The sequence below is a fragment of the Lutispora sp. genome (genome assembly GCF_041687175.1).
In the GTDB taxonomy this organism is placed as follows: Bacteria; Bacillota; Clostridia; order Lutisporales; family Lutisporaceae; genus Lutispora.
This window is the reverse complement of sequence record NZ_JAWLCK010000022.1, coordinates 14013-31944: the sequence shown is the minus strand read 5'-3', so window position 1 is coordinate 31944 and position 17932 is coordinate 14013. Positions and strand designations below refer to the sequence as shown.

At 37.5% G+C, this 17932-nt stretch carries 13 protein-coding genes; 12 read left to right on the top strand and 1 reads right to left on the bottom strand.

Going from position 1 to position 17932, the window contains the following annotated elements; all coding sequences use genetic code 11:
- Positions 1 to 116: 116 nt before the first annotated feature.
- The 4 genes from ACESM9_RS05490 to ACESM9_RS05475 all read left to right on the top strand — a co-directional run bounded on the left by ACESM9_RS05490 (position 117) and on the right by ACESM9_RS05475 (position 6362).
- A complete protein-coding gene (locus ACESM9_RS05490) occupies positions 117 to 1490 on the top strand; it encodes a tryptophanase (protein ID WP_372996106.1) in 1374 nt (457 codons plus the stop codon).
- 226 nt (positions 1491 to 1716) lie between these two features.
- Entirely contained in the window at positions 1717 to 2154 is a 438-nt protein-coding gene (locus tag ACESM9_RS05485) for an Lrp/AsnC family transcriptional regulator (RefSeq protein ID WP_372996104.1), read from the top strand.
- 19 nt (positions 2155 to 2173) lie between these two features.
- Complete coding sequence (pruA, locus tag ACESM9_RS05480; RefSeq protein ID WP_372996102.1) at positions 2174 to 3802, top strand: L-glutamate gamma-semialdehyde dehydrogenase; 1629 nt, start codon at positions 2174 to 2176, stop codon at positions 3800 to 3802.
- 217 nt (positions 3803 to 4019) lie between these two features.
- A complete protein-coding gene (locus ACESM9_RS05475) occupies positions 4020 to 6362 on the top strand; it encodes a beta-propeller domain-containing protein (protein WP_372996100.1) in 2343 nt (780 codons plus the stop codon).
- Positions 6363 to 6384: 22 nt separating this feature from the next.
- Here ACESM9_RS05475 and ACESM9_RS05470 read toward each other — a convergent pair whose 3' ends face one another.
- On the bottom strand, positions 6385 to 7641 hold the full coding sequence (locus ACESM9_RS05470) for an amidohydrolase (RefSeq protein WP_372996098.1): 1257 nt from the start codon (positions 7639 to 7641) through the stop codon (positions 6385 to 6387).
- A 157-nt stretch (positions 7642 to 7798) separates the two neighbouring features.
- Between ACESM9_RS05470 and ACESM9_RS05465 the strand changes: the two genes are divergently transcribed.
- The 8 genes from ACESM9_RS05465 (at position 7799) to ACESM9_RS05430 (ending at position 17927) form a co-directional block, all read left to right on the top strand.
- A complete protein-coding gene (locus ACESM9_RS05465; RefSeq protein ID WP_372996096.1) occupies positions 7799 to 9325 on the top strand; it encodes an AbgT family transporter in 1527 nt (508 codons plus the stop codon).
- 4 nt (positions 9326 to 9329) lie between these two features.
- Positions 9330 to 10520 carry a M20 family metallopeptidase gene (locus tag ACESM9_RS05460; RefSeq protein WP_372996094.1) on the top strand — a complete coding sequence of 397 codons (1191 nt, stop codon included), beginning with the start codon at positions 9330 to 9332 and terminating at the stop codon, positions 10518 to 10520.
- A gap of 460 nt (positions 10521 to 10980) precedes the next feature.
- Positions 10981 to 12768, top strand: a complete 1788-nt coding sequence (locus tag ACESM9_RS05455; protein ID WP_372996092.1) for a sigma 54-interacting transcriptional regulator — start codon at positions 10981 to 10983, stop codon at positions 12766 to 12768.
- Positions 12769 to 13084: 316 nt separating this feature from the next.
- Positions 13085 to 14047 carry a thiamine pyrophosphate-dependent dehydrogenase E1 component subunit alpha gene (locus ACESM9_RS05450; RefSeq protein ID WP_372996090.1) on the top strand — a complete coding sequence of 321 codons (963 nt, stop codon included), beginning with the start codon at positions 13085 to 13087 and terminating at the stop codon, positions 14045 to 14047.
- 11 nt (positions 14048 to 14058) lie between these two features.
- On the top strand, positions 14059 to 15030 hold the full coding sequence (locus ACESM9_RS05445) for an alpha-ketoacid dehydrogenase subunit beta (protein WP_372996088.1): 972 nt from the start codon (positions 14059 to 14061) through the stop codon (positions 15028 to 15030).
- A gap of 23 nt (positions 15031 to 15053) precedes the next feature.
- Entirely contained in the window at positions 15054 to 16085 is a 1032-nt protein-coding gene (locus tag ACESM9_RS05440; RefSeq protein WP_372996086.1) for a DctP family TRAP transporter solute-binding subunit, read from the top strand.
- 88 nt (positions 16086 to 16173) lie between these two features.
- Positions 16174 to 16653 carry a TRAP transporter small permease gene (locus ACESM9_RS05435; RefSeq protein WP_372996084.1) on the top strand — a complete coding sequence of 160 codons (480 nt, stop codon included), beginning with the start codon at positions 16174 to 16176 and terminating at the stop codon, positions 16651 to 16653.
- The gene (locus tag ACESM9_RS05430; RefSeq protein ID WP_372996082.1) at positions 16644 to 17927 is read left to right on the top strand and encodes a TRAP transporter large permease; all 1284 of its coding nucleotides are present in this window, start codon (positions 16644 to 16646) and stop codon (positions 17925 to 17927) included. Before ACESM9_RS05435 ends, ACESM9_RS05430 begins: the two co-directional genes overlap by 10 nt.
- Positions 17928 to 17932: the final 5 nt, after the last annotated feature.

Genomic DNA, 17932 nt, shown 5'->3' with positions numbered 1-17932 from the left:
ATATTATTATTTTCACTGAATATTATGGAATGATTTTTGCATAAATGTAGAATGACTTGGAACAGTTGTATTTAATTGTTTTAGGTAAATTAATTATTAAAATAGGAGGTAAGAAAATGAGAAAACCGGAACCTTTCAAAATTAAGATGGTAGAACCCATAAGGCTTATCCCAAGAGAAGAAAGAATCAAGGCATTAGAGAGGGCAGGATACAATCCCTTTTCATTAAGATCCGACGATATTTTCATAGATTTGTTGACTGACAGCGGCACTGGAGCCATGAGCGATAGACAATGGGCTGGAATAATGATGGGAGACGAATCCTATGCAGGCAGCAGAAGCTTCTATAAATTAGAAGCAGCAGCCCAGGATATATTCGGCTATAAATACATTATCCCTACTCATCAGGGCAGAGGGGCAGAGCAGATCTTCTTTCCTCAAATGATAAAGAAAGGCCAGGATGTATTGGGTAACATGCATTTTGATACTACCATGGCACATATAGAGCTGGCTGGAGGCCATGCAATAAATCTGGTACACGAGAGGGCATTCGATACAACGACACCCCATCCTTTCAAGGGAGATTTTGATTTAGAAAAGTTGGAAGACTACATCAAAACTAGAGGAGTAGAAAACATTGCCTTCCTCATCATGACTATTACATGCAACAGCGCAGGAGGCCAGCCTGTATCCATGGCTAACATGAGAGCAGTCAGTGAGATATGCAAAAAATATGGTGTAAGAGTATTCATAGATGCTGCCAGATATGCTGAAAATGCTTATTTCATAAAGACAAGAGAAGAAGGCTATGCTGACAAATCCATAAAAGAGATAGTTAGAGAAATGTTCTCCTATGCAGAAGGCTTTACTATGAGCGCTAAGAAGGATGCTATAGTAAACATGGGCGGACTTGTTGGTATTAAGGATGATGAAGAGCTTTATTTAAGCACAAGGTCTATAGTAGTTCCTTATGAGGGATTCCCAACTTATGGCGGATTGTCAGGAAGGGATATAGAAGCTTTGGCTGTGGGATTATATGAAGGTATAGATGAAGCATACCTGGAATATAGAATTGGCCAGATGGAGTATCTGGGGAAAAGGCTTATGGATGGTGGCGTGCCAATTCAGACACCTCCTGGAGGCCATGCTATATTTGTAGATGCCAAGAAGTTTTTACCTCATATTCCATACTACCAATTCCCAGCTCAGGCATTGGCAAATGCTCTATATATAGAAAGCGGAATAAGAGCTGTCGAGATAGGTTCCTTCTTATTAGGCAGAGATCCTGAGACAGGAGAGCAGAGGGAAGCAGATATGGAGCTTATGAGACTTACAATACCGAGAAGAGTCTACACCAACAGCCATATGGACTATATAGCTGATTCACTTATAGCATTACTGGACAAAGCATCGGAAATAAAAGGCGTTGAAATAGAATATGAACCAAAGGTATTGAGACACTTTACGGCAAGACTAAGACCTGTAAAATAGCAGATTGCAAATTAAGGGAGAAACAGGCCGCTGGAATTTTCCAGCAGCCTGTTTTTTTATAAGCCATAGGAAAGTATAAATTTCCTTAATATTAACTTGACCTAATGGCTTTCTTACTATTCGTTAACCTATATACATAACGAAAAGTAGAAAATATGAAAAATATATAACTATAAGTAGAAAACATTGCTATATAAATATATAATAGTAAATGGAGGTGAGTTTAGTGGATGATATAGATATTAAAATATTGAGAGTATTAGAAAAAGAGGGAAGGATTACACACGAAGAAATATCTAAGAGACTTAACTTATCCAGACCTGCAATTTATCAAAGAGTTACTAAACTAGAGCAGACAGGAGTCATAAAAGGGTATAAGACAGATATAGAATGGAGCAAAGCTGGACAGCCCCTCAGAGCTTTAGTTTTTATAAGTGTAAAAACTTCTGATTTCAATAGTCTTATGGATGAAATAGTAAGTTTAGATATTAAGGGCTTGGACATTGAAGAGTGCTTAAGGATTACTGGACAATGGTGTATTATGTTGAGAATAAGAGCTGAAGAAACAGCACAGATAACTCTATTGCATGATGAGGTTTTGAAAATTCAAGGAGTCACAGAGACCTTTACGATGCTGATTCTTTCAGAAAAAGGACTTAATTAGATTTGGAGGGTACTAGAAAATGAATAACTCTATAGCGCAATTATTGAAGTTTGAAAACGAAAAAGTTTTGGATTATCTACCGGGAAGCAAAGAAAGAACAGAAATTAAAAAAGAACTCAAATCTTTAAAAGAGGAAGTACTGGAAATTCCTTTGATAATCGGGGGTAAGGAAATAAGGACGGGAAATATAGGTCAATGCATTATACCCCATGATAACAAAAAAGTTATTGCCAAATATCATATGGCAGGGGAAACAGAAGTAAAAATGGCTATCCAAGCAGCTTTAGAAGCCAAAAAACAGTGGGAAAAGCTTCACTGGGAGCATAGAGCAGCTATTTTCATGAAAGCTGCAGAGCTAGCTTCAACTACTTGGAGGGCAAGGCTTAATGCTGCCACAATGCTATGTCAGAGCAAAACCTTTATTCAGGCTGAAATAGATTCGGCTTGTGAATTGGTAGATTTTTTGAGGTATAATGCTCAATGCATTTATGAAATATATAATGAACAACCTATGTCTGCAAAAGGCAGTTGGAACAGGATGGAATACAGACCTCTTGAAGGTTTTGTGTTTGCTGTATCACCATTTAATTTTACTGCTATAGGTTGCAACCTGGCTACCGCACCAGCTATAACAGGTAATGTGGTATTATGGAAGCCTTCTTCTGACGCCGTATATTCGTCCTACATGGTATTTAAGCTTCTTCAGGAAGCAGGCCTTCCTGATGGAGTAATTAACTTTATCCCTGGCAGCGGAGGGAATATAGGGAATATAGTATTGTCACATGAAAGCCTGGCAGGAGTTCATTATACCGGTTCTACAGAGGTATTCAGGACTATGTGGAAAGCTGTTGCCAATAATCTGGATAAATACAGAACATTCCCTAGGCTGGTAGGTGAGACAGGGGGTAAGGATTATATATTTGCTCACAATTCTTCCCGTGTTGATGCATTAGTTGCATCCATAATCAGAGGAGCTTTTGAATATCAGGGGCAGAAATGCTCTGCTGCTTCCAGGGCCTATATCCCAAGAAGCATCTGGCCGGAAGTGAAGGAAAAACTTATAAAAGAAATCAAAACAATAAAAGTGGGGGATGTAGAAGATTTCAGCAACTTCATGGGTGCAGTAATAAATCAAAAAGCATTTAACACCATAAAAGAATACATCGAATATGCTAAAGAGTCTAGAGAAACTGAAATTATTATTGGCGGTAATTGTGATGATTCAGTGGGCTATTTTGTAGAGCCTACAGTTATAGTTACCACAAACCCATATTTTAAAACCATGGTGGAAGAAATATTTGGTCCTGTTATTACAATTTATGTATACGAAGACGAAGATTTCGAGGATGCCATAAAAATATGTGAGAGAACTTCTCCGTATGGATTGACAGGTGCAATATTTGCTACTGATAGATATATAATTGCAAAACTGGAAGAGGAGCTGACCCACAGTGCGGGAAACTTCTATATAAACGACAAGCCTACAGGAGCTGTGGTGGGGCAACAGCCCTTTGGAGGAGCTAGAGCATCGGGAACCAATGATAAAGCAGGCAGCAAGTATAATCTGCTTCGCTGGATGAGTCCGAGAACTATTAAAGAAAACCTTAATTGTGTAACTGACTATAGATATGAAAGTAATATAGAATAGTATACACTGAAGGCAGGAATATATATCCTGTCTTTAATTTATAATTCATAGGAAAGTCTAAACTACCTTAGTGTTGACTTTCGGTCGTGATTGCAAGAAAGCCTTTCTTAGTTTTAAAATGTTTCAATTGGAAGCCTTTCTTACAATAAATAGGGAACAATTATGGAGACAATAAAGTCTAAGATAAAAGAAAGATTTGGAAAAGGTGGTGTTGAATGTGCATGACAATGGAAAACTCATGAGGAATGCTATGATTTTTATGCTCATTGTCTCTATGGTTCTATGTTCCATAGCTTTTGCTAAAGAGGAGACATACAATGAGTTACCTGCAGTGAAAGCTTTTTATACAAATGAAGTGCTTGAAGTGCCTTTTGATGAACCCCTTGCAGCAAATTCCATAAATAGAGACAATATTTATGTGAAGAATTCAAAAGGAGCAAAGATACCTATAGACAGAAATATAAGCAAGGATGGAAAAACCATAGTTATCAAACCTATGACAGAATATATTAGGGGTGAGACCTATACTCTATATATAAACAAAAATGTGAAATACAGAAACGGTAATTCTATTGGTCAGAATCTAAAAATGAACTTCACCATCATGGAGCAAATACCTGTTGAGCTTCCTACAGTAGATACAGCAGAAAATCTGGAGAATCTTATGAAAGAAGCAGGATTGGATCAAGAGCCGGACTATGCTGTGGGTATTGGAGGAGAAATCATAAGAGGATCCTTTGATACTGCTGCTACAAAAAAGCTTGCTGAAGCAGCGACGGCAGCTCCCTCTGGAGTAACCAGCGTCTCCGCCGAAGCTACATCAAGTCAAGCTGACTACTCAACAACAAATGTACAGGTTCAGGGAGTAGATGAGGCAGATGTGGTGAAGACAGATGGAGAATATCTTTATCAAGTGAACAATAGTAGAATAGTTATCGCAAAAATATATCCATCTAATGAAATGAAGATAGTAAAAATAATAAATATGGATGAAGAAAACCTTTATCCTTTGGAGCTTTATGTGGACCAACAGAGATTGGTAGTAATAGGCCATTCTAATAACAGCATCCCAATTATGAGGCCCATGACTATAGATGCAAGAATATCCATATACCCTCCCCGTTATTCTTACACGACAGTAAAGCTCATAGAGTACGATATAATGGACAAAAAGAACATAACAAAGACAAGAGAAATAGAGCTGGAAGGCGCCTATGTTTCTTCCAGAAAAATAGAAGATAAGCTCTATCTGGTATCAGGCAAAAGATTCAATTACTATCACATAATGAGAACTAGCCAGGAGAACTATACCCCTTCCTATAAGGATAGTGCCCTAGGTGATGAATTTATAAACATACCATATGATAAAATCGCCTATTTCCCAAATTGCATATCTGCCAACTATCTCATAGTTGCCGGAGTTGATCTGGGCAATCCCAAAGAAGGAGTAAATGTATCCACCTATTTGGGAGGTGGCCAGGATATATATGCATCTGCAGAAAATCTATATGTAGCATTGATAAGAAGAGAAGAAAAGCCTGATTATCCTCTGATACATGATTCTGCTAATCCACAAAAAGAGTATGACAATTATAGAGACAAAGAAACAATTGTTTACAGATTTGCAATGAATGAAGGTAAACTTATATGTACAGGCAAAGGCATAGTGCCTGGAGAAATACTGAATCAATTTTCAATGGACGAACATAATGAACATTTTCGAATTGCTACCACCAAGGGAGAAATATGGAGAGATGACGAACATACCTCCAAAAACAATCTTTATGTCCTTGATAAAGATATGAAAATTGTTGGTAGCATAGAAGATATAGCTCCTGGTGAGAAAATCTATTCAGTGAGGTTCATGGGTGACAAGGCATACATGGTAACCTTCAAGACTGTAGACCCGCTGTTTGTAATAGATTTAAAGGATCCGAAAGCTCCCAAGATTCTTGGGGCTTTAAAGATACCAGGCTACAGTGATTATCTCCATCCCTATGATGAGAACCACATAATCGGCTTCGGCAAGGATACAGTAGAAGTAGTGCACAAGGATATTCACGGTAATGAAAGAGGAACTACTGCATACTATTTGGGAATGAAAATAGCCATGTTCGATGTAAGCGATGTAGCCAATCCTAAAGAACTCTTTACCGAAAAGATTGGAGACAGGGGAACAACCTCTGAACTGTTAAACAACCACAAAGCACTCCTTTTCTCAAAGGAAAGGAATTTAATGGCCTTTCCTGTCACGGTTATGGAGGTAAATGAAGCAGACAAAGGAATCAGCCAGAATCAGGTACCTCAGTATGGCCAATTTACGTTCCAGGGAGCCTATGTGTATAATATCGACCTTACGGAAGGATTCAAGCTTAAAGGCAAGATAACTCACATAACAGATGATGAATATATGAAATCTGGCGCCTATTGGTATGACAACAGCAAAAATGTAGAGAGAATTCTCTACATCAATGACGATTTATATACAATATCTAAAGGCTTGATAAAGGCAAATGACATTAACAGTTTGAATCTGAAGGGACAACTTGAGATACCTTAGTAATAATATCTCCTTTGATTGATTATAGAAGACTCCTTATGATTTCTAAATAAGCCTCATATGCTAGGCTTAGTACACTCTCATCAAAGTCAAACCTATTATTATGATGGGGGGCAGCTAATTTGGTACCGAACATGAGGTATACAGATTTGCCCCCGTTTTTTTCTACTTCATTCATCATATAAGTAATATCTTCAGAGGCTCCCAATGATTTCCCTATTGTTACCTTCATGCCTTTCTTCTTTAGGATCTCGGCCAAACCATCTATAAAATCCTCAGGATAACTATTATAGGCCGGTGCTCCACCTGCTTCAACAACTCTGTACTTTACATCAAAGGACTTGGCACTGCCTTCTATGACATGATGAACCTTCTGGAGAAGAAGCCTATTTATATCTTCATTTTCGCCTCTTGTTTCTATTTCCATAAATGCTTTATGAGGGACTATATTTCTTGCTGTTCCTGCTTTGAGTATTCCCACATTAAGTCTGCTCATTCCACTTCCGAACTGAGTCAGGGTATGAAGATTCAAGGCACAGATGGAAGCTGCAAGCAACGCATTCTTGCCTATTTCCGGATTGGCTCCTGCATGAGCCGGTTTTCCTTCAAAATATATGTCCAGCTTGGAAGTAGCTAAAAATCCTATAGTACCACACACAACTTCATTTTCCTCGGCACCTAATCCTATATGGCCAGAGACTAAATAATCTGCATCTCTTAATATTCCTGATTCAACTATGCTTTTTGCACCTCTTACACCTTCCTCTGCAGGCTGGAAAATCAGCATGTATTTTCCTGACAGATGATGCTTTTCCTTCGCAAGCTGCTCAGCAACAGCAAGACCCAGAGCTATATGGCCATCATGGCCGCATGCGTGCATAGCATTTGGGTTTTTTGATGCGAAGCCTTCCATATTTGCTCTATGATCTTTATCGTTGCTTTCTTCAATGCCATTTGCATCAATATCAAATCGCAGGGCTATGACAGGTCCATCTCTGTGTGTATCCAATATGGCAACTGCTCCTGTATAGCCGTCTAAAATCTCGGATACATCAAAATCTGCATCTGTTGATATGGTATCTCTATGCTTCTCGATGATATCGTTATCGGGAAGCCCGATTCGTTCTCCATGAATTTCTTTTCCGTATTTTACCTCATAACCAAAGGACATTAAATATTTGATTATTTTTATTGTAGTCTCAAATTCCAGCCATCCTGTTTCTGCACATCTATGAAACTCTCTTCTTAAAGCAACAATTTTTTCATATTTATTGCCCACTATATCAACTTCCTTTCAAGTATAACAGTTCATTTAAAGAATATTATGGTTCCGCTTATAGTATAAATTATATTAACAAAGATGGGCACTATGCCAAGAAATTATTGAAATCTCCTAGCTGGCCACTTTGTTAAAAAAAATAAAAAGGGGGATTCATATGAAAGTCAACACCAATACTGGGCAAAAACAAAAAACCGGAGGCTTCCTGGGCTGGGTTGAAAGGGTAGGAAATAAGATACCCCATCCATTTATACTCTTCCTGTGGCTAATCCTTATCATCTGGATCATATCCTTTATATGTGCAAAGGCCGGAGTAAAGGTAATAGATCCTGTTAAAGGAGAAGAAGTTATAGCGAAAAATCTGCTGTCAGGAGAGGGAGTTACTTTTGCATTGACCAACGTTATAAAAAACTTTACAGGCTTTGCTCCTTTAGGATTAGTTCTGACCATGGCTTTAGGTATAGGGCTTGCTGAAAGAATAGGTCTCATGTCAGCATTTATGAGAAAGACCATATTAGGAGCTTCGCCCAAAATAGTAACCTTTATTATAGCTGTGATAGGTGTATGTGGCAATATAGCCTCAGATGCGGCTATAGTTATTGTTCCGGCTATTGCAGCCATGATATTTTTGTCGCTGGGAAGACATCCCTTGGCTGGCATAGCCTTAGGTTATGCATCAACTACTGCAGGATTTAGTGCCAACTTGATAATAGCAGGTACTGACGGCTTGCTTTCAGGAATAACAAATGAGGCATCAAAAATTGTAAATGGTATAGAAATTCCTGTGACAGCTAATTGGTACTTTATGGCCTTTTCCACTATTATACTAGCCATTATAATTACATGGATAACAGAAAAAATAATTGAACCAAGGCTGGGTAAGTATACAGGCAAAAAGCAGATAGAAGAAGAGAAACTATCACCAGAAGAAAACAAAGCATTAAAGAAGTCTGGAATTGCTGTGCTGATCTACCTTGCAATCTTAGTAGCTCTTGCGGCACCTAAAAATAGTTTCCTAAGGAATCCTACAACTGGTTCGCTGATTAGCGGTTCAACATTGATGTCAGGCATTATACCTCTATTACTCATATTGTTCCTTGTTGCAGCTATTCCTTATGGTAAAGCAATGGGGAAAATAAAGAAAAGTGGAGATATACCAAAATATATGAACTTAGCTATTAAGGATATGGCTCCCTTTATAGTTTTAGCATTTATAATAGGTCAGTTTATAGCATATTTCAATTGGAGCAATCTGGGATACATTTTGGCAGTCAATGGAGCAGATGCTCTGAAAGCAGCTGGATTCACAGGAATACCTCTATTCGTTTCATTCATATTATTCACCACATTTGTTAATCTTTTTATAGGTAGTGGTTCTGCTAAATGGGCACTATTAGCACCCATATTTGTTCCAATGTTTTATCTGCTAGGCTATAATCCAGCTTTGACACAGATGCTATATAGAATAGGAGATTCAACAACTAATATTATCTCACCTCTATTCCCTTACTTTCCAATAATTCTAGGTCTTTTTGCTGAATATGATGAGGAAGCAGGCGTAGGCACTGTTTTATCCCTTATGATCCCTTACAGCATGATAATGTTACTGGTATGGATGGTTTTGGGAATTATATGGTTCGTTGCAGGATTGCCTCTGGGACCTGGAGGAGGATTGCTTTTATAATATTATGATTGATAGATTGGATGCTTTAATAAAAAAGAATATTGATAAAGTAATAGCCATTAGAAGGGACATACATGAATACCCGGAATTAGGAATGGAAGAATTCAGAACATCTGCTAAAGTTGCAGAGGAATTGGAGAAACTGGGCATTGAAACTCAAAAAAATATAGGAGGAACAGGTGTTGTAGGACTTATTAAAGGCAGAGCATCAGGGAAAACCATACTCCTCAGGGCGGATATGGATGCATTGCCTATTGATGAGCTTACGGATTTGGAGTATAAATCAAAGGTTCCTGGAAAAATGCACGCCTGTGGACATGATGTTCATACCTCAATATTATTGGGCACAGCAATGGTTTTATCGGAGCTCAGGGATGAGATAAAGGGGAATATCAAGCTTGTTTTCCAGCCTGCAGAAGAATGCAATCCCACTGGCGGAGCAAGATATATGATAGAAGACGGTGTATTGGAAAATCCAAAGGTAGATGCAGCTCTCGCACTTCATGTATGGGATCTGCCCTTAGGGCAGGTGGCATTGAAATCCGGACCAATAATGGCTCAATCCGATAGAATTTTTATTACAATAAAAGGCAAGAGTTCTCATGGAGCTCAACCTCATGAGGGTATAGATGCTATAATAGCTGCAGCCCATGTAATAACGGCATTGCAGACTATAGTAAGCAGAAAAATCGATCCTATGGATAGCGCTGTTGTCTCAATAGGTAAAATAAATGGAGGCAGCAGATATAATGTGATAGCAGATACAGTTAGCATGGAAGGAACAGTAAGGCTTTTCGATGCAAAAGTAGCCACTGTAATACCTGATATGATTAAAGAGATAGTGGCAAATGTATGCAATGCCTTTGGCTGTGAGCACGAATTCCAATATGTTAACGGTTACCCCCTCACCATAAACGATGATGTATTGACAGAAGAAGTAAAAAACAGCTTCATAAAGGTGCTGGGCGAGGATAATGTAATAACAGCACAAAGACCTGCCTCAGGTGGAGAGGATTTTTCCGAGTTTGCTAAATATGTACCTTCTGTATTTTATTGGCTTGGTATAAGAACTGATATTAATAAGGACAAATGCGTCATCCACAATCCAAATTTTGTGGTGGATGAAAAGGCTATACCTATAGGAATAAAAACTATGTGCGCAGCTGCATTGGATTGCTTAAATAATGAAGATTAATGATATAATAAAACCAAGATTTAAGGAATCTAATAATATTAAAAAGCTTAAATAAGATTCAAAGATATTATGAGGGGGCAGGTAATATTAGTCAGAGGATTTTAACTCCTAATGTTTTCTGCCCCCTGATTTCTACTTCCTTTACCCATAATGATTTTATCATTTCTTAGGAAATCACTAATAGCTTCTTTATTATCTACTGTTTCATAAATCAATCTGCCAGCAGATCCTTATCTATCTTGTTGCTATTGTGACAGCCTTCACAAGCTTCTGAATCACTGGTTTTCTCAAAAGTATGAAGGAAAATCCAATATAATGATGATTGATATACAAAACGAACTTGTAAAATAATATTTAGTATATTAGAATAAAAATACAATTTAGTATTATCAAAATATATAGAAAATTAAGATAAAGGGTGGTCGTAGTGGTTGAGGAGGTTATTAGCAGAATTTGCAGTTTGAAAAAAACAGATGAAAGACATGTTATTAATCATCAATTACTAAAGCATGCAAGACCTTTTATGAAAGAATTGTTTTCTCTTGCAGACGAGCCAGTGTTTGTTCTGTTTACAGATTCTGAAGGATGCATAATTGAAGTTATTAAGAATATGAATTCTATGAAGCTTGAATCTGTCCTTAGCTATATAATTGGAGACAAGATTGATGACAAGTATATCTCGCCAACAATATATAATAAGCCAAATGAAGTATACTACACTGACCATGATGGAAGAGAGATTAATATATCTTTCATAACTACACCAGTAAATCTTGGGGATAAAGTTATAGGAACAATTACTATTATATGCGAGCCTGAGCATATGAATATTCATACATTACCAATGGCAATGGCTGCATCTAAAGCTATATCTGCTATGGTAGAAATGGAGAACAATAAAAATGAGTTACTTTACAGAAATCAATGTAATAATGCAATAGTTAACTCCATAACTGACGGTTTGCTTATTGTGGATAAGGACGGATACCTTACATATATAAATCAGATTGGAATAGAAATGCTGGGTTTGAAACATAAGAATCCTATAGGTAAACATGTAACGGAACTGGTGGACTTCAAACCTGTTATACTGGAAGTTTTAGAAACAGGCAAAGGGTATGTTGATAAGGATATTATAGTCACTACTTCATTAGGAGAAAAGATAAGATTTATAAAGACTGCAATACCTATAAGGGATGATGAAGGTAATCTTATAGGAGTTGTGGATAGTTTCAAAAAAATAAAGACGGTGAAAAATTTTGTAAACAACTTCATGGGTTCCTATGCTAATTATTGTTTTGACGATATTATAGGAAGCAGCAAAAACTTAGCTGAATGCATAAGGTTGGCAAAGATTGCATCTAATAGTACTTCTAATGTATTAATATACGGTGAAAGCGGAACGGGCAAAGAGATAATAGCTCATTCCATTCATAATGCCAGCAGCCGTAGGGATAAGCCCTTTATCTCAGTAAACTGTGGTGCAATACCCAGAGAGCTTTTAGAAAGTGAGCTTTTTGGATATGAACCGGGAGCCTTTACAGGAGCCTCAAAAAAAGGGCGCGTAGGAAAATTTGAGCTTGCTGATGGAGGAACTCTGTTTCTCGACGAAATAGGGGATATGCCATTGGATATGCAGGTAAAGCTATTGAGGGTTATACAGGAGAGAAAGATTACCAGAATAGGAGGTAATATTACCTTTGACATTGATGTGAGATTGATTACCGCAACTAATAAGAATTTGCTGAAATACAGTGAATTAGGGCAATTCAGGAAGGACTTATACTATAGAATAAATGTATTGAATATTAATCTTCCTCCCTTGAGAGACAGAAAATCAGACATAGATGAGTTGGTACCCTTTTTCATAAATAAACTGAGCAGCAAGTTGGATAAGAGAGTTATAGGTATAACGGAAGAAGCTTTGAAAATACTTAAGCAATACAATTGGCCAGGCAACATTAGAGAATTGGAAAACATAATAGAAAGAGCCATAAACATTTCTAATGGAGAATTCATAACAAAATATGAACTTCCGAGAGAAATACTGGATTGTGGAAAGATTCAGGATGACGATATGAAAAATGATTATTTTAAGATTGAACCCTTAGATATAATAGAAAAAAGAGTAATTGAAAAAGCATTACATATTACCAGCGGTAATATATCTAATGCAGCAAACTTGTTGAATATAACACGCAATACAGTTTATAACAAAATGAAGAAGTATAATATAGAATATAAGTAGGTTAGCAAAATGCTCAAAAAATTAGCAATGCTAATTTTTTGAGCATTTTTTTTGTTCAAAATTTACACATCTTACTCATTTCTAGCATAATGCTTCGATACTGTTTGACTTTTAAGCATATAAAAGAGCAATTCAAAAAATGTTTTAAAGCAATGTAGTTATGAGATTCTTAGGTTAATTTTATTGTTTTTTTAACAAAGCAAATAAATTTATAATTAAATATAGAAAATTCGGAATAATGTGGCACAAAGATTGCATTATGCGTTTTTATACCGGTTTTAATAGCTAAGAAAGTTTATAGGGGGTATGTATTTTGATGGACTACACTAGAGAACAACTTCTTGACTTCTATGAAACCATGGTCAAAATCAGGTTTTTTGAAGAAAAAGTTGAGAAGTTATTTCTTGCAGGTGAAATTCCAGGCTTTGTACATCTATATATAGGTGAAGAAGCAATAGCAACAGGAGTATGTGCCAATTTAAGAAAAGATGACTATATAGAAAGCACCCACAGAGGGCATGGTCATACCTTGGCAAAGGGGGCGGACTTGAATGGCGCCATGGCTGAAATTTTTGGCAAGTCAACGGGACTGTGCAAAGGCAAAGGCGGATCCATGCATATAGCAGATTTCAAAGTAGGCATGTTAGGCGCTAATGGAGTAGTAGGAGGAGGCTTTAACTTAGCCGTCGGTGCTGCTCTTGCAAACAAGATGAAGGGAACGGACAATGTAGCAGTTGTATTTTTCGGAGACGGGGCATCAAATAGAGGAACTTTTCACGAGGCAGCTAATTTGGCATCGGTATGGAAGCTTCCCGTAATATTTTTAAATGAAAATAATGAATGGGCATCTACAACACCCACCCACACATTGACATCTGTGAAGAATATATCTGATAGAGCAGTAGGATATGATATGCCTGGTATTACCATAGATGGAAATGATGTTTTCAAGGTATACGAAACAGTTAAAGGAGCTGTGGAAAGGGCAAGGCAGGGAGGCGGACCTACTCTTATAGAATGCAAGACTTATAGAATCAAAGGTCACTTTGTAGGGGATCCGGAAATGTACAGAACTAAGGAAGAAGTAAATTCAAGATTTGAGAAGAATGATCCAATAAAGAATTTTGAGAAGAAAGTCTTGTCTCAAGGATTGCTAACTAAGTCAGATTTAAATCAGGTAGAGCAGAAAGTTCTCAAAGCAATTGAAGAAGCTGTGGAGTTTGCAAGGCAAAGCCCCTATCCTGAACCATCAGAGCTCTACACAGATTTATATGTTTAGGAGGAATTGAGATGAGAGAGATCACATTTTCACAGGCAACCCTTGAAGCAATGTCAGAGGAAATGGAAAGAGACAGCAGAGTATTTGTAATGGGAGAAGATATCGCAAGACAGGGAGGCATATTCGGACAATTTAAAGGACTTCCGGATAAGTTTGGAACTGACAGAGTATTGGATACACCTATATCTGAAACAGCAATAATAGGAGCTGCCGTAGGAGCAGCATTGGCAGGTATGAGACCTGTTGCAGATATGCACTTTGCAGATTTTATCGGAGTATGCATGGATGAAATATTTAACCAAATGGCAAAAATCAGGTATATGTTTGGTGGACAAACTACAGTGCCGGTTGTTGTAAGAGCTCCTGATGGAATTGCCTCCAGGGCTGCAGCTCAGCATTCTCAATCAGTAGAAGCTTGGTTTGCTCATATTCCTGGCATAAAAGTAGTAGCACCTTCAAATCCGGCAGATGCAAAGGGACTCTTAAAATCTGCCATAAGAGATGATAATCCAATAATCTACTTTGAAAACAAGATATTGTATAAGCAAAAAGGTCCGGTGCCTGAAGGAGAACATCTAGTTCCCATTGGAAAAGCAAATGTGATTAGGGAAGGAAAAGATGTTACCGTAGTATCCTACTCTATAATGATTCAGCAGGTACTAAAGGCTGCGGATATATTGGAAAAAGACGGAATATCAGTGGAAGTAATAGACTTGAGAACCATTTCACCAATAGACAAGGAAACCATATTGGAATCAGTGAAGAAAACTCACAGATTGGCTATAGCTCATGAAGCAGTTAAATCCTTCGGTGTCGGCGCTGAGATAGCAGCTATGGCTGCAGAGGAAGCAATAGGGTACTTAGATGCTCCAGTGTTGAGATTTGGAGCCCCATTCACTCCTGTGCCCTTCGCCCCAACATTGGAAGATGCTTATAAGGTGTATGGGGAGGATATTGCAAAGGGTATCAGAAAAATGTTTTAAATTATAATTTTGGAGGGAGAAAAATGAGAAAAAGAACTATTAAAATTTTGTCACTGATATTATCACTAATTATAATTTTGACCGGATGTGCTAAGCCCGCTGAACAACCAGCCGCTTCTTCATCTGGGGATGCAAAGGCTGAAAAACCCATTGAATTAAAAATGGGTATAACATCATCTGAAACTTCCAGTTGGTATCAAGGTGCACTTAAGTTTGCTGAATTGGTAAAGGAAAGAACCAATGGAAAATATGATATAAAAGTATATCCAAATGAGCAGTTATCCGGAGGCAACCAGGCAAAATCTATAGAGCTATTAAAAGCCGGAGCAATGGATTTGAGCTTGCATTCTAACATTATATATTCAGTAATGGACGAAAAATTCAGTGTAGTAAGCTTACCATGGCTCATGCCTGATAATGAAACTGTAGATGAGAAGATTCATGGAGAAGGCGGAGAAGCATTAAAGAAGCTTTTATTGAATAATGGAATCGTAGGCTTAGGCTTTGGTGAAAACGGATTCAGGCAACTTACCAACAGCAAAAAAGAAGTAAGAACCCCTGAAGATATAAAGAATATGAAGATCAGAATACCGGGTATGAAAATGTATATTTCCCTGTTTACAGCATTAGAAACCGATCCAATAACAATGAACTGGTCTGAAGTGTTTACTGCATTGCAGCAGAAGACTGTTGATGGACATGAAAATCCTCTAGATACAATTCAATCTGCAAAGATTCATGAGATACAGGATTATTTGACCATATGGAACTATTCCTATGACACAATAATATTAGGCATGAACAAAGCAAAATTCGACAGCTTAGATGCTGAAACTCAGAAGATATTCCAGGAATCTGCTGTTGAAGCAATGGCTTATCAAGTGAAGCTGAACAGAGAGTTGGAAGCAAAGCATCTCGAAAACTTTAAGCAAATAGGTATGAAGATTACTGTATTGACACCTGAAGAGATAGCTGCCTTCAGAGAAAAGGTTCAATCCGTATATGATGAATACGAAGAAAAAATAGGAAAGGAACTACTAGATGCATTCAGATAATCAAAACTAATATGTCTTGATATTAGGATAAGTCCTGTATCTGATTCGCAGGACTTATCCTTTAAAAAAGATAAAGGAGTTTTAATATATGAAAAAGTTTTTTAGCAATTTTGAAAACCATATAATGGCTGGAGCACTTTTCATAATGACATTTATAACAGTTATAAATGTGGTATCCAGGAAGTTCCTGCACCTTTCCATGTCTTTTCTGGAGGAAATAACTACCGCTATGTTTATATTGATAAGCTTATTAGGAACTGCAGCTGCCGCACGAAAAGGTGCGCATCTAGGACTTAGCATATTCACTGACTTAATACCGAAGAAATACCAAAAGTATGTAACAGCTTTCAGCACAATATGTGCAGTGTTTTTCTCTTATTTCCTTATAAGGTATGGCATAGATATGGTAATATCAGAAGTTAAATCAGGTCAAACCACACCATCCTTAGGCTGGCCAGAATGGATATTTGGTCTTGCTATTCCTGTAGGCGGGCTTATGATACTCATCAGATTTATCGAGTTTGGGCTAAAATCTTTCAGAGCCAAGGAGGATGAGAGATGTCAGTAGCAGGTTTGTTATTTTTAGTATTTGCAATACTATTATTCTTAAATGTACCTATTGCTTTAAGCCTTGGAATTTCATCCATAATAGCTATGCTTGCGGCAGAAACCCCAATGATAATGCTGCCTATTAATGTTTATTCCAGCATAGGCAAATTCACTTTGCTTGCTATACCCTTTTTCGTTCTCGCTGGTAATGTAATGGAAAAAGCAGGTATATCTGAGAGGTTGATTAACCTTGCCAATAAAGCTGTTGGACATAAAAAGGCAGGACTTGCAATAGTATGTGTTATTACATCTTGCTTTTTTGCTGCCATATCCGGTTCAGGACCAGCTACTGTGGCTGCATTGGGTGTAATAATTATTCCTGCTATGATAAAAGCAGGATATAATGACGGAATGTCTTCAGCTCTTATGGCTACTGCAGGTGCAATTGGTATCATCATACCCCCAAGTATAGCTTATGTAGTATATGGAGCTATTGCGGGAGTATCAATTGGTAAAACTTTTGTAGCAGGGATAATGCCAGGCATATTGATGGGCACAGCCTTAATCATTGCATGTATCATATTGGTTAGGAGGCTAGATATAGTACAGCAGGAAAAGGCATCAACTAGGGAAGTATGGGCAGCCTTTAAAGAAGCAGTCTGGGGTCTTTTGATGCCTGTTATAATTTTGGGAGGTATATACGGAGGCTTTTTCACTCCTACAGAAGCTGCTGCAGTTTCTGCAGTATACGGCATAGTAGTAGGAGTATTCATATATAGGGAGGTTAATCTTAAAAATCTTTATGAAATATTGGTAGAATCAGCAGTACAATCTGCGGTTGTTATGATAATAGTTGCATGTGCTAGTCTTTTTGCATGGATAGTGACAACCCAGGGAGTAGCTGCTATGGTAAGCAACTATCTTCTCCAGATATCCAACAGTCAATATTTGTTCCTATTGATAATAAATATTGTGTTATTGATTGCAGGGTGTTTTATAGATGCTGTATCAGCCTTATATATATTCGTACCGATTATGTTGCCGGTAGCTTTGCAATTAGGATATGACCCTATAGCCTTTGGCATTGTAATGACTATGAATTTAGCTATAGGACAAGTAACGCCTCCTGTTGGTGTGAATCTATATGTGGCCTGCGGAATCTCAAAGGTAAGTTTGAAGGATATATCCAGAAAAGTAATACCTTTTGTTATAGCTTCAATAATATCTCTATTATTGATAACCTATATCCCTCAATTATCTTTATGGCTTCCAAACATGATGAAAATGAAATAGTTTCT